This is a genomic window from Rhodococcus opacus B4 (assembly GCF_000010805.1).
GTDB lineage: Bacteria > Actinomycetota > Actinomycetes > Mycobacteriales > Mycobacteriaceae > Rhodococcus_F > Rhodococcus_F opacus_C.
In genome coordinates, this window is the sequence record NC_012522.1 from 7433469 (window position 1) to 7446130 (window position 12662).

Here is a 12662-nt window from a genome sequence, read left to right on the forward strand (position 1 = left end):
ATGTTCGGACGTCGTAAGAAGGCGGAAGCCGAGGCCGACCGGTCCGATTTCTTCGAGGGTGCGGAGACGGACGACGACGCCGACGCTGCGGACTACGAGGACGACTACGATGCCGTGACCGAGGTGGACGGCGGTCCGTACGACGCCGACGACCTCGAGTCGGGCGCCGACCTCACCGTCGGCGAAGCCGGGACCCGCCTCGACCTCGGTTCGGTTCTCGTTCCGATGCCGCAGGGCGCCCAGTTGCAGGTCGAGATGGCGCCCGACGGTTCGCCGCAGGCCGTGCATCTCGTCACCCAGCACGGACGCATCACGGTGGCCGCGTACGCGGCCCCGAAGTCTCCCGGCCAGTGGCGGGAGGTCGCGGGCGACCTCGCCGAATCGTTGCGCAACGACAACGCGACCGTGAGCGTCGAGAGCGGACCGTGGGGGCGTGAGGTGTTCGCCGTCACCCCCAACGCCGACCTGCGCTTCATCGGCGTCGACGGCTACCGGTGGATGGTGCGCTGCGTGGTCGCGGGTCCGAGCGGTGGCAACACGGCAGACTCGGAACTCGTCGCGACCGCCCGGGCGATCCTGCGTGACACCGTGGTGAAGCGGGGAAACGAGCCCAACCCGGTGCGAACGCCGCTTCCGGTGGTGCTGCCCCAGGCTCTCGCCCAGCAGCTGGCCGCCGCCCACCAGCAGCAGCTGGCGCAGCAGCAGGGTGGCGCCCCGCAGCAGCAGGCTCCGCAGCCGGCGCCGGGTCCGCAAGGCGAGCAGCAGCCGCCGCAGGCCCCGGCCCAGCCGCAGCAGCGTCGCGGCGAATCGGGTTCGGCGATGCAGCAACTCGGCCGCTGAGCCCGCGTACGGGGACGGTGACGCTCAGGTCGTGTGCAGGACCGAGTCCAGCGCGCTGAGGCCGGCATAGCCGAGAACCGCCGGGTCGGCCCCGATCTCGTCGAGTGTCACCGTGACGAGACCCGCGTGCGGTAGTCGTTCGGCCCAGGTGCGGGCGACCTCGAGGGGATGCACGGCGTCGTCGGTGGCGGCGGCGATGCCCACCGGCGCCGTGATGCGCGCGAGGTCGTCGAGACCGGGCGCGTGGTACTGCGACGCCTCGTCCAGTGCCGCGGGCAGGTGCGGCCACTGGGATCGCCAGGATTTCGCCAGTTCCCGGCCCAGCCACGGCGGGCTGGAGGCGATCATGTCGGCGGTGACCCGTTCGAGGCCGTCCGCCCGCAGCCGGGCGGCGGTGTACCGGGCGCTGGCGGCGGCGGGGGCGTCCGCGGCGGTCCCGGTCCACGCGGGCAGCGCGGCGAGGACCCCCGCGACACGATCGGGGTGTGATCCTGCCCACTGCAAGGCCACCGCGGCGCCGATCGAGACCCCACCGACGAGGATTCGCCCGTGCCGCGCGGCGGCGCCGTCGAGCGCGTCGAGATAGCTGCCGACGACCCGCCGGGGATCGGGTTCGACTGCGACCGTAAGCACTTCACGGCTGGTCAGGGGCTCGGTGAAGGCACGGGCGACGAAGTCCGCATCGGACCCCGTACCGGGGAGCACGACGGCCACGGACGGCCGGTCATCGGAGGGCATGAGTTGATCCTGCCTGGTGTGTCACAGCCGCCTTCCGGTGGTGTGGTTGCGGGGAACCAATGGGTCTACAGTGGCGAATACACAGCCCTACGAGCGGCGCGAAGATCTCGCGTCGCACATGCTCCAGGAGCGCGCAATGGCACCCGCCACGGCAGGATATTTTCGTCGGCTGACTCGAAGGCTCACCGAGGACCTCGAGCAGCTGGACGCCGAGGAAATGGCCGAGACGTCTCAGGCGTCCGGCGCACAACGTGCCTGCGACTGCAGCCGCGGCGAAGAGGTCACCATGCTGGGACGGCTCCGCAGCGTCGAAGCCTGTCCGAAGTCCGGAAACGCCAGCATCGAGGCGGAATTCTTCGACGGCACGGAACAGATCAAGTTGGTGTGGATCGGGCGGCGGCGGATTCCGGGTATCGAGCCGGGGAAGACCCTGCTCGTGCGTGGACGGGTCGGTGAACGCGACGGCCAGAAGGTGATCTTCAACCCGTATTACGAGCTGCGCGGCGACTCGTAGGGTCCGCCTCGTGTGGCACTCTCGTTGAGTGACCGAAACGAAGCAGCAATCCATACTCGACCAGCTCGGTGGTATCAGCGGGCTGATCTATTCGACCCTGCCGATCCTGGTCTTCGTTCCGGTCAACGGTGTGTGGGGTCTGGGCCCGGCGATCTGGGCGGCCCTCGGCGTCGCCGTCGCCATCCTCGTGTGGCGTCTCGTCCGCCGCAGCCCCATCCAGCCCGCGGTGTCCGGGTTCTTCGGCGTCGGTATCTCCGCGTTCATCGCCTACCGCACGGGCGATGCCAAGGGGTACTTCCTGTTCGGCATCTACACGAGCCTCGCGTACGGGGCGGTCTTCCTGGTCTCGATTCTGGTGCGCCGGCCGCTCGTCGGCCTGATCTGGGGCTTCCTCAACGGCCACGGCAACCTCTGGCGGCGTCATCGCGGCGCGGTGCGCGCCTACGACGTGGCCACCGCCGCCTGGGCGCTGGTGTTCGCGGCCCGGTACCTCGTGCAGTCGCAACTCTACGATTCGGACCAGACCGGCTGGCTCGCGTTCGCCCGCATCGCGATGGGCTGGCCGTTGGCCGGATTGGCTCTCCTGGTGACGATCTGGGCCGTGCGCCGGGCAGACCGGATCGTCGAACCGGGACCGGCCGAGGACACGGGCGCACCGACGGACGACACCGAAGCGGGCGGCCCCCGGGAGGAACCCGGCCGCCCCTGACGAGCTCCGGATCCGGGACCGCCGGGGCGCTGACCGGTTGCGCCGGAGACGAATTCGGCGCCGTTCGCGCCGGGGTCCTACGACAGCCCGACCGCCGCGCGCAGGTCGTCCTCGACGTCCACCGCGGCGACGAACAGCAGTTCGTCGCCACCCTCGAGCGGATCGTCCTGCTGCGGCACGATGACTCGTCCGCCGCGGAGGATGGTGACCAGCGCAGCGTCGCGGGGCAATTGCAGTTTCCGGACGGGTTTCCCGGCCAGTGGTGTGTTGTCGGGCAGCGTGACCTCGACGAGGTTGGCCTGCCCCTGACGCAGCGTCATCAGCCGCACGAGATCGCCCACCGACACCGCCTCCTCCACCAGCGAGGCGAGCATCCGCGGGGTGGACACGGCGACGTCGACGCCCCAGGACTCGTCGAACAACCACTCGTTGCGCGGATCGTTGACGCGGGCGACCACGCGGCTGACACCGAACTCGGTCTTCGCGAGGAGGCTGAGGACCAGGTTGGCCTTGTCGTCACCGGTGGCCGCGATCACGACCTCGTAGGTTTCCAGGGACGCCGCCTCGAGGCTGCTCAGCTCGCACGCGTCGGCGTGGACCCAGGTCGCCTCGGGCACCGACTCCTGCTCGACGTGCTCGAGTTTGCGCTCGATCAGCATGACGTCGTGTTCGCTGCGGACCAGTTCGCGCGCGATCGAGCGTCCGACTGCGCCGGCTCCTGCGATTGCGACTCTCATCGATTGCTTCCGTTCGGGTGGTCGATCGTGAACATTCTCACTGCCGTCTCAGCTCGCTGCCGTCTCAATTGTCCGAGGGCGGGGGATTGCCCGCGAGCGCCACGGCCTCGGCCACCGTTCCCGACACAGCCGCGATGTACACCTGGTCGTCGGCCTGGAAGACCGTCTTGCGGTCGGGCAGGACGCCGGTGCCGAAGCGGATGATGAACGCGACCCGCGAGCTGGTCGCCGCCTCCAGTTCGGCGACGGGCTTGCCGATCCAGTCCTCGTGCAGGGACAACTCGGTGACCGCGACCGTGCCGGACGGGTCGCGCCACTTGGCGGTCTGGCTGTCGCGGGTGAGGGTGTGCAGGAACCGGTCCGTCGACCACGGGACGGTCGCGACGGTGGGGATCCCGAGCCGCTCGTACACGGCGGCGCGCTTCGCGTCGTAGATCCGGGCGACGACGCGTTCCACGCCGAACGTCTCGCGGGCCACCCGCGCGGAAATGATGTTGGAGTTGTCACCGGACGACACCGCGGCGAACGCCTCCGCGCGCTCGATACCTGCCTTGACCAGCACGTCACGGTCGAAACCCATGCCGACGACGGTGTGTCCGGGGAAGTCGGGGTCGAGACGCAGGAAGGCGGCCGGATCGCGATCGATGACCGCGACCTCGTGGCCGATCCGGGTCAGCGAGCCGGCGAGGGATGAGCCGACCCGGCCGCATCCCATGATGACCACATACACCTTGTACTCCGTTTCTGGGCTCCGGTTTCACGTGTCGAGTACGTGCGTACCGAATCGAACCGTACAGTGCCCGGACGGAAGAGCAACCAGGACAGAGATCGCAATCCGGACACATTGGTGGGTGAGGGTCCAGGTTTTCTGCGGACGGCTTACGCTTTGGCAGTGTCAAAGCTCTCGACCGCCACAAAGCGGCTACTGCTAGGCAGACCGTTCCGGAGCGACAAGCTCGGGCACACGCTGCTTCCCAAGAGGATCGCCCTCCCCGTCTTCGCGTCCGACGCGATGTCGTCGGTGGCGTACGCCCCCGAGGAAATCTTCCTGGTGCTGTCGGTGGCGGGCATCTCCGCCTACGCCTACACCCCCTGGATCGGACTCGCCGTCGCCGCCGTGATGGCGGTCGTGGTCGCCAGCTACCGGCAGAACGTGCACGCCTACCCGTCGGGCGGCGGCGACTACGAGGTCGCGACCGTCAACCTCGGTCCCACCGCCGGCCTGACCGTCGGCAGCGCCCTGCTGGTCGACTACGTCCTCACCGTCGCGGTGTCCATCTCCTCGGCGGCGTCCAACATCGGTTCGGCGGTCCCGTTCGTGGCCCAGCACAAGGTGCTGTTCGCGGTCGCGGCCATCGTCCTGCTGACCGCCATCAACTTGCGTGGCATCCGCGAATCCGGTGCCGCCTTCGCGATTCCGACGTACGCGTTCATCGCCGGAATGGCCCTGATGCTGCTGTGGGGGTTCGTCCAGATCTACGTGTTCGGCGACGACCTGCGCGCCGAATCGTCCGGGTTCGAGCTCGAGGCCGAGGACTCCCACCTGTACGGGATCGCGTTCGCGTTCCTGATCGCGCGGGCCTTCTCCTCCGGGTGTGCGGCACTGACCGGTGTCGAGGCGATCAGCAACGGTGTCCCCGCTTTCCAGAAGCCCAAGTCCCGCAATGCGGCGACGACGCTGCTGCTGCTCGGATCGATTGCCGTCGTGTTGCTGATGGGCATCATCATCCTGGCCCAGAAGATCGGGATCGTGTACGCGCACAGCCCGGCCGAGCAGCTGATCGGCGCCCCGGCCGGCTACCACCAGAAGACGCTGATCGCGCAGATCGCGGAGACGGTGTTCGGCGGTTTCCCCATCGGGTTCTACTTCATCGCCATCGTGACGGCCCTGATCCTGGTGCTGGCCGCCAACACCGCCTTCAACGGATTTCCCGTGCTCGGCTCGATCCTCGCCCAGGACCGCTACCTGCCCCGCCAGCTGCACACCCGCGGCGACCGCCTGGCGTTCAGCAACGGCATCCTGTTCCTGTCCGGGGCGGCGATCGCGTTCGTCGTTCTGTTCGGCGCCGAGGTGACCAAGCTGATCCAGCTGTACATCGTCGGTGTGTTCGTCTCGTTCGTGCTCAGCCAGACGGGCATGATCCGGCACTGGACCCGGCACCTGAAGTCCGAGAACGATCCCGCTCAGCGGCGGCGGATGCAGCGCTCCCGGGTGATCAACTCCATCGGCCTCGTCATGACCGGTGCCGTGCTGATCATCGTGCTCATCACGAAGTTCGCGGCAGGCGCCTGGATCGCGATCGTGGCGATGGTCGCGATCTTCGTCGTGATGAAGATGATCCGGAAGCATTACGACAGCGTCGCGCGGGAACTCGAGGAACAGGAATGGGACGGGGTGCTGCCCAGCCGCACACACTCCATCGTCCTGGTCTCCAAGCTGCACATGCCGACGATGCGCGCGCTCGCCTACGCGCGGGCGACACGGCCGGACACACTCGAGGCGATCACGGTCAACGTCGACGAACCCGACACGAGGGCGCTCGTGCGGCAGTGGGAGAAGAGCGACATCGCGGTACCGCTGAAAGTGGTCGAGTCGCCGTACCGGGAGATCACCAAACCGGTCCTCGACTACGTGCGCCGGGTCCGGAAGGACTCGCCGCGGGACGTCGTCACCGTGTTCATCCCCGAGTACGTGGTGGGGCACTGGTGGGAGCAGATCCTGCACAACCAGAGTGCCCTGCGGCTCAAGAGCCGGCTGCTGTTCCAGCCGGGTGTGATGGTCACCAGTGTTCCGTGGCAACTGAACTCGTCCGAGAAGGCGAAGACACTGAACATCGAATACACGGCCGGGGCCTCGCGCCGCGGCTACGAACCCGACGACAAGTGACGGACGAGAAGCGTTGAGTGAGAACTGGTCGGGCCGCGACCTCGAACTGCAGCTGGGAAATCCCGGGCACGGCGGGTTCGTCGTCGCCCGCCACGAGGGCCGGGTGGTCTTCGTCCGGCACGGACTGCCGGGCGAGCGGGTGGTCGCCCGGATCACCGAGGACCGCGGCGGGTCCTACTGCCGGGCCGACGCGATCGAGATCCTCGACGGCTCCCCGGAGCGGGTCGCCCCGGTGTGCCCGGTGTCCGGCCCGGGCGGCGCGGGCTGCTGCGACTTCTCGCACGCGAGCCTGCATCTGCAGCGGGACATGAAGTCGCAGGTCGTGTCGGAGCAACTGCTGCGGCTGGCGCGGTTGGAGCGGAACGTGGCGGTCGAGGAACTGCCCGGCACCGGGGACGGCACCGGCTGGCGCACCCGGGTGCGGCTGGCCGTCGACCCGGACGGCCGTCCCGGCTACCACCGGCATCGCAGTTCCGGGATCGTCACGGACCTCGTGTGCCCGCAGATCGAGCCCGCCGCCTACGACGGTGTGGGCGAACATGATTGGAAGCCCGGCAGCGAGGTGCAGATCGTTCTCGACGGCGCGGGGGAGCGGCACGTGGTCGAGATCGCGCCGCCGAAGGTGTCGCGGACCGGCCGCACGAGTCCCGGGCGGCGGGGTGCCATGGCGCGGCGGGCCGCCGGCGGTGCGCCGCGCGCGGAACGGGTGCTCGTGGGGTCGGGTCGCCCGGTGGAGCGGGTACGCGACCGCGAATGGGAACTCGCGGCCACCGGGTTCTGGCAGGCGCATCGCGGGGCCGCCGAGGCGTACTCGGCGGTGGTCACCGAATGGGCCGGGCTGTCCGCGGGTGACACGGCATGGGACCTGTACGGGGGAGTCGGGGTGTTCGCCGCGGCCCTCGCGGGCCGCGCGGGGCACGTCGATTCCGTGGAGTCCGCGCGCCAGGCCGTGGCGGACGGGAAGGCCGCGCTCGCCGACCTCCCTCAGGTGCGCTTCCACGCCGACCGGGTCGAGCGCGCGATCGCCGGGTTGACCTCCCCGCCACGGGTCGTGGTGCTCGATCCGCCTCGTGCGGGTGCGGGGCGCGAGGTGGTCGAGGCGGTGGCCGCCGCCGGCGCCGAACGGGTGGTGCACGTGGGGTGCGACCCGGCGTCGTTCGCCCGCGACATCGGCCTGTACCTCGGGCAGGGATATCATGTCGACGAGTTGCGCGCGTTCGATGCGTTCCCGCTCACCCACCACGTGGAGTGCATCGCGTTGCTGACGCGCTGACGAAGTTCTTTACCGAACGCAACAAAACGTATAGTCGAGCCCGCAGGTAGTGGGTGTTCGGGACGGGGACAGGATGTCGGTACAGGCAGATACGGCGCAGGCGCTCGTCGATGCGGTGTTCGCGCTCGGGCGGTCGTTGCGGGCGGTCGTCTCCGCGACCGGCGAGACCCCGATCGCGCCCGCACTGACGAGCGTGCTCTTCGTGCTCGCCGCGCGCGGGGAGTGCCGCCAGAACGAACTGGCCGCCGACCTGTGCGTGAGTCAGTCCTCGCTGAGCAGACAGATCTCCGAACTGGTCGACGCGGGATACGTATCCCGCGCCGCCGATCCCGACGACAAGCGGGCCTCCCGGATCCGGGTGTCACCGAGCGGAATGGACATCCTCGCGGAGACGACCGCGCGGCGCGCCGAACGGCTGCGCGGCATGCTCGAGGACTGGTCACAGGAACAGGCACTGGCGGCCGTGACGTCGCTGACTCAGCTCACCGACACGTTCGCCGCCTCGGTGCAGCAGCGCGGCCCCCGGGCCTAGACCAGCCGCCACCGCACGCGTACGTCCACCCGCGTCGGTTTCTCGCCGCGTTCGACGGCGATCGCGGAATCGGCCGCCGCGAACGCCTTCGCGACCGGTCGCGGGGATACGTCACCGACGTCGACCTCCGCGATGTCGAGCACCTCACCCAGCTCGCGTCCCGACAGCGACGCGTACTGCTCCGCCTTGGCGTGGGCATCGGACCATGCCCGTTCCCGCGCGGTCGCCGTCAGCGCGGCCGGATCGGAGAAGTCGAATTCGAGTCCGCCGAGACGGATGTCGTCACCACCCGCGCCCACACAGGCGGCCACCACCTGCGCCGGCGACGTTGCGGACGCCCCCGCCGCCCGGACGGTGACCTGCAGCGTCGTCGCCGCGGTGTAGCCCGTCACCTCGCTGCCCCGGCCCTCGGCCCACGTGGTCTCGGAGTGCACGGACAGCCCGGTGGTCGCGAGGACGGGGCCCGAGGCGCCGTACCCACGCAGGGTCTCGGTGACGGCAGTGGTGGACCGGGCGACCGCCTCGAACGCATCGGCCACCGCGGGACGCGTCGCCGTCACGGTGACGGAGGCGCGGACGAGATCCGGAACCGCGGAGACGACTCCGGAGCCGCGCACCGTCACCGCATGCTCGGCGGGATCGGACGCCGGCACCGTCACGACTTACGGTTGTACAGGCGCATGGTCAGCGGTCCGAAGATCACGACGAACCCGGCACACCACCCGAACACGACGGCGAGATCCGCCATCTCCACCGTCCCGGCCATCAGCCCGCGAATGGACGTCACCAGCTTGCTGATCGGGTTGACGCCGACGAACGCCTGGAGCCAGCCCGGCATGGTCGCCGGGTCGACGAAGATGTTGCTGGCGAACGTCAGTGGGAACAGGATGAACATCGACACCCCCATCACCGCCTGTTCGGTGCGCATGAGCATCGCGAACATCGTCCAGATCCACGACAGGCTGAACGAGAACAACAGCAGCAGTCCGATCGAGGCCACCACGCCGACGAGCCCGCCGTCCGGGCGGAACCCCAGAACCAGCCCGAGGATCAGGACGATGATCGAGGCGATCGTGTAGCGGACGACGTCGCCGAGCAGCGCACCGACGAGAGGCGAGGGACGCCAGATCGGGAGCGACCGGAACCGGTCGAAGACACCCTTCTCGATGTCCTTGTTGAGCGTCAGACCGGTGTACATGGTGATCATGACGACCGTCTGCACGAGGATGCCCGGCAGCAGGAACTGCACGTACGCGCTGGTCGATCCGGCCAGCGCACCCCCGAACAGATACGTGAACATCAACGTGAACATGATCGGGAACATCGTCACGTCGAACAGCTGCTCGGGGACGTGCTTGATCTTGAGCAGGGCCCGCCAGCCGAACGACAGCGACGTGGACCACGCGGTGGGCCGCGCGGGCCTCGGGCCGGGCATCTTCAGGACGTCGGCGACAGCGGTTCTGGTGTCGGCGGTCCGGTCGGTGGTGGAGGTCATGCGTGCTCCTCGGTGGGTCGGCCGGTGAGGGAGAGGAAGACTTCGTCGAGGCTCGGTTGCCCCAATGCGAATGTGCTGACGGCGATTCCGGCGTCGTCGAGTGCGGGCAGCGCCCGCGAGACCCGGGCCGGGTCGTCGATGCGGGCGGTGAGGGCCGCCGGATCGGCCTCCTCGGTGACCGGCACCTCGAGCACGTCCCGCAGCAGTGCCGCCGCCGCGGGGCGGGTGGCGATGTCGGTGACCCGCACGTGCAGCGCACCCGATCCGACGGAGGCCTTGAGTTCGCCGGTGGTGCCCTCGGCGATCACCTTGCCGTGGTCGATGACGGCCACGCGGTCGGCGAGTTGGTCGGCCTCGTCGAGGTACTGCGTGGTCAGCAGGACCGTCGTTCCGCCGGCCACCAGTGCGCGGACGATCTCCCACACCTGATTGCGGCTGCGGGGGTCGAGACCGGTGGTGGGTTCGTCGAGGAAGATCATCTCCGGGGTGACGATGATGCTGGCCGCGATGTCGAGTCGCCGGCGCATGCCACCGGAGTAGTTCTTCACCTGCCGGTTGCCCGCCTCCTCCAGCCCGAACGCGGACAGCAGCTGTTCGGACCGAGTGCGGGCCGCCGCGCGGGAGTACCCGTACAACCGGCCGAGCAGCAGCAGATTCTCGCTGCCCGTCAGATCCTCGTCGAGCGAGGCGAACTGCCCGGTGAGGGAGACCTTGCTGCGCACGGCGTCCGGTTCGGCGGCGACGTCGTGCCCGAGCACGGTGGCGGTTCCACCGTCGAGGGGCAGCAGCGTGGCCAGCATGCGGATCGCGGTGGTCTTGCCCGCGCCGTTCGGGCCGAGGACGCCGTAGACGCCCCCGAGGGGAACGGTCAGATCCAGGCCGTCGACCGCGTGGGTGGATCCGAATGTCTTGACGAGTCCCGTCGTCTCGATGGCCAGCTTGGTCGCTGTGAGCATTGCACCCTGCTTTCGATTCGAGCGTCGGCGGTTCCGAGCCCCCAGCCTGTCCGATTTCTCCGATTCGGGCAACGGGTTTTCCCGCGGGCCGGTCAGAGTCCGCCGCCCTGGCGCAGCAGCGCCCGCAGCATGACGTCGAGTTGTTCGTACGCGCCGGACGCGAGTCGTTCGAGCAGTGCCAGCTTCAATTTCGGTTCCTCCGAGGCCATTTCGGCGTAGCGCTCGGTGGTCAGCACCGCGACCGTCACCTCGGTGTCGGCGCGGACGTCGTTGAGGAAACGGGAGTCGATCATCATCGTCATTTCCCCGAAGCTCATTCCGGCCGACAACGTCATGATCCGGTGCACCGCGCCCGCATGATCGGTGATCGTGGAGCTGACGCTGCCGGACAGGATGAGGAACAGCCCGGCGGCCGGGTCACCCCGGTGGATGACGAGATCGCCGCGGGCATAGGTGCGGGTGACGAGGTCGCGGGTGAACCGTTCGAGTTGCTTCGCGCTGAGCGTGGACAGCATGGGATGCTCGGCGATCGTGACCGACGACGGCTGACGGGCCGTGCTGCAGTGCCGGTCGAGGAGGATGTCCTCGCACCACTGCACGGCGGCGTCCAGGTCGGCGAACACCCGGCCCGCTCTCGACGACAGGTCGGAGCGGGTGTTGCCGAGCAGACCTGCCGGGTCGACGAACGCCAGCGCGCACCCGCACCGTGCGAGGTCGGCCCGCAGGGTGTCGAACATCCCGCGGGCGACCCCGCTGACGTCGTCGACGCGCCGGACGTCGATCACCACCGCGTCCAGGGCTTCCTCGACGCCGCCGATCTCGCGGACCGCGCTCTCCGCGCCGGCGAACAGCAGATCTCCGTGCAGTTCGTAGATCCGGCTGCGCTTGCCGACATCGTCGAGAGTGGCGCGCTCGGCGGGCGAACGCCGCATCCGCGACGGGGCGTCCGACACCGAGTACCGGGCGCGGACCGCGGACCGGGCGGCGCGGGTGACGTGCAGGAAGTGCAGTTCCAACTCGCTCGACAGGGCCCGGCACGCCTCGACTCCGCGGACGCTGTTGCCGTGGGAGTCGAGGCGCGGGGAGTAGATCGCGATCCCGATCTGGCCGGGCAGGACGGCGAGCACGCCGCCCCCGACCCCGCTCTTGGCGGGCAGCCCGACCTCGTAGACCCATTTGCCCGCGGCGTCGTACATGCCGCACGTCGACATCACACTCAGGACCCGCTCGACCAGCGCCGGTGCGAGGACGGTCTCACCGGTGGCGGGATTGACGCCGTTGTTCGCCATCGTCGCCGCCATCAGGCTCAGGTCGCGGCACGTCACGTCGAGGGAACACTGGCGGAAGTAGAGGTCGACCGCCTCGTCGGGGTCACCCGTGATGATGTCGAACGAGCGCAGCATGTGGCCGATCGCCCGGTTGCGGTGCCCGCTCCGCGACTCGGACTCGTACACCGACGGGTTGAATGTCAGGTCCCGTCCCGCGTACCGGGAGTACGTGGACCGGATCCGCTCGAACCGCGTGTCGACGTCCGGTCCCGCGATCAGCGAGGCCGCGGTGATCGCCCCGGCGTTGATCATGGGATTGCGGGGCCGCTCCGTCCGCGGGTCGAGGCTGATCTCGTTGAACGGTTCCCCGGACGGTTCGACGTCGATCTTCTCGGCGACGGCTGCGGAGCCGCGGTCGGCGAGCGCCAGGGCGTACGTGAACGGCTTCGAGATGGACTGGATCGTGAACGGCAGGCGGGTGTCGCCGACCTCGTACACGTAGCCGTCCACGGTCGCGACGCAGATGCCGAACGAGTCGGGGGCGACCGCCGCGAGTTCGGGAATGTAGTCGGCGAGCTGTCCGCCGCGGTTCTCCCGGGTCTCGGTGAAGACTTTTCCGATCAGCGCGTCCACGACGGTGCTCATGAGAAGACCCTAGAGGGTGTCAACGGCGAAGTCGGGTGTTCCGCCGGTCCCGCCCGGCGGCGCAATTG

At 69.1% G+C, this 12662-nt stretch carries 13 protein-coding genes; 6 read left to right on the top strand and 7 right to left on the bottom strand.

Annotated features, from left to right (window positions below; all coding sequences use genetic code 11):
* Nucleotides 1-840: a DUF3710 domain-containing protein gene (locus ROP_RS33840; protein WP_015890493.1), complete on the top strand. Its 840-nt coding sequence runs from the start codon at nt 1-3 to the stop codon at nt 838-840.
* Between the two features lie 24 nt (nt 841-864).
* Here the strand turns inward: ROP_RS33840 and ROP_RS33845 are convergent, their stop codons facing one another.
* The gene (locus tag ROP_RS33845; RefSeq protein WP_015890494.1) at nt 865-1578 is read right to left on the bottom strand and encodes an alpha/beta fold hydrolase; all 714 of its coding nucleotides are present in this window, start codon (nt 1576-1578) and stop codon (nt 865-867) included.
* A 136-nt stretch (nt 1579-1714) separates the two neighbouring features.
* Here ROP_RS33845 and ROP_RS33850 point away from each other — a divergent pair, with 136 nt between their 5' ends.
* Both ROP_RS33850 and ROP_RS33855 read left to right on the top strand, forming a co-directional pair.
* Entirely contained in the window at nt 1715-2092 is a 378-nt protein-coding gene (locus tag ROP_RS33850; protein ID WP_043825920.1) for an OB-fold nucleic acid binding domain-containing protein, read from the top strand.
* 28 nt (nt 2093-2120) lie between these two features.
* A complete protein-coding gene (locus ROP_RS33855; protein WP_015890496.1) occupies nt 2121-2801 on the top strand; it encodes a DUF3159 domain-containing protein in 681 nt (226 codons plus the stop codon).
* Between the two features lie 77 nt (nt 2802-2878).
* On the opposite strand, the gene ROP_RS33860 is transcribed toward ROP_RS33855, so the two are convergent.
* Nucleotides 2879-3538, bottom strand: coding sequence for a potassium channel family protein (locus ROP_RS33860; protein WP_015890497.1), 660 nt, complete (start codon nt 3536-3538; stop codon nt 2879-2881).
* A gap of 64 nt (nt 3539-3602) precedes the next feature.
* On the bottom strand, nt 3603-4268 hold the full coding sequence (locus tag ROP_RS33865; RefSeq protein WP_015890498.1) for a potassium channel family protein: 666 nt from the start codon (nt 4266-4268) through the stop codon (nt 3603-3605).
* A gap of 162 nt (nt 4269-4430) precedes the next feature.
* Here ROP_RS33865 and ROP_RS33870 point away from each other — a divergent pair, with 162 nt between their 5' ends.
* The 3 genes from ROP_RS33870 to ROP_RS33880 all read left to right on the top strand — a co-directional run bounded on the left by ROP_RS33870 (nt 4431) and on the right by ROP_RS33880 (nt 8230).
* Complete coding sequence (locus tag ROP_RS33870; protein ID WP_015890499.1) at nt 4431-6425, top strand: APC family permease; 1995 nt, start codon at nt 4431-4433, stop codon at nt 6423-6425.
* 13 nt (nt 6426-6438) lie between these two features.
* Nucleotides 6439-7698, top strand: a complete 1260-nt coding sequence (locus ROP_RS33875) for a class I SAM-dependent RNA methyltransferase (protein ID WP_015890500.1) — start codon at nt 6439-6441, stop codon at nt 7696-7698.
* 73 nt (nt 7699-7771) lie between these two features.
* Nucleotides 7772-8230, top strand: a complete 459-nt coding sequence (locus tag ROP_RS33880; protein WP_015890501.1) for a MarR family winged helix-turn-helix transcriptional regulator — start codon at nt 7772-7774, stop codon at nt 8228-8230.
* Here ROP_RS33880 and ROP_RS33885 read toward each other — a convergent pair.
* The 4 genes from ROP_RS33885 to glsA all read right to left on the bottom strand — a co-directional run bounded on the left by ROP_RS33885 (nt 8227) and on the right by glsA (nt 12594).
* A complete protein-coding gene (locus ROP_RS33885; RefSeq protein WP_015890502.1) occupies nt 8227-8889 on the bottom strand; it encodes an SIMPL domain-containing protein in 663 nt (220 codons plus the stop codon). The two genes, ROP_RS33880 and ROP_RS33885, sit on opposite strands and share 4 nt — an antisense overlap.
* Nucleotides 8886-9725, bottom strand: a complete 840-nt coding sequence (locus tag ROP_RS33890) for an ABC transporter permease (RefSeq protein ID WP_015890503.1) — start codon at nt 9723-9725, stop codon at nt 8886-8888. The genes ROP_RS33885 and ROP_RS33890 overlap by 4 nt, the downstream gene beginning before the upstream one ends.
* Nucleotides 9722-10681: a daunorubicin resistance protein DrrA family ABC transporter ATP-binding protein gene (locus tag ROP_RS33895; RefSeq protein ID WP_015890504.1), complete on the bottom strand. Its 960-nt coding sequence runs from the start codon at nt 10679-10681 to the stop codon at nt 9722-9724. The genes ROP_RS33890 and ROP_RS33895 overlap by 4 nt, the downstream gene beginning before the upstream one ends.
* A 92-nt stretch (nt 10682-10773) precedes the next feature.
* Nucleotides 10774-12594, bottom strand: a complete 1821-nt coding sequence (glsA, locus tag ROP_RS33900; protein WP_015890505.1) for a glutaminase A — start codon at nt 12592-12594, stop codon at nt 10774-10776.
* Between the last annotated feature and the right edge of the window lie 68 nt (nt 12595-12662).

What these genes read in the sequence shown, in the direction of transcription:
- ROP_RS33840 (WP_015890493.1), top strand. Translation starts at nt 1, where the DNA reads ATGTTCGGACGTCGTAAGAAGGCGGAAGCCGAGGCCGACCGGTCCGAT.
- ROP_RS33845 (WP_015890494.1), bottom strand. Translation starts at nt 1,578, where the DNA reads ATGCCCTCCGATGACCGGCCGTCCGTGGCCGTCGTGCTCCCCGGTACG.
- ROP_RS33850 (WP_043825920.1), top strand. Translation starts at nt 1,715, where the DNA reads ATGGCACCCGCCACGGCAGGATATTTTCGTCGGCTGACTCGAAGGCTC.
- ROP_RS33860 (WP_015890497.1), bottom strand. Translation starts at nt 3,538, where the DNA reads ATGAGAGTCGCAATCGCAGGAGCCGGCGCAGTCGGACGCTCGATCGCG.
- ROP_RS33880 (WP_015890501.1), top strand. Translation starts at nt 7,772, where the DNA reads ATGTCGGTACAGGCAGATACGGCGCAGGCGCTCGTCGATGCGGTGTTC.
- ROP_RS33890 (WP_015890503.1), bottom strand. Translation starts at nt 9,725, where the DNA reads ATGACCTCCACCACCGACCGGACCGCCGACACCAGAACCGCTGTCGCC.
- ROP_RS33895 (WP_015890504.1), bottom strand. Translation starts at nt 10,681, where the DNA reads ATGCTCACAGCGACCAAGCTGGCCATCGAGACGACGGGACTCGTCAAG.
- glsA (WP_015890505.1), bottom strand. Translation starts at nt 12,594, where the DNA reads ATGAGCACCGTCGTGGACGCGCTGATCGGAAAAGTCTTCACCGAGACC.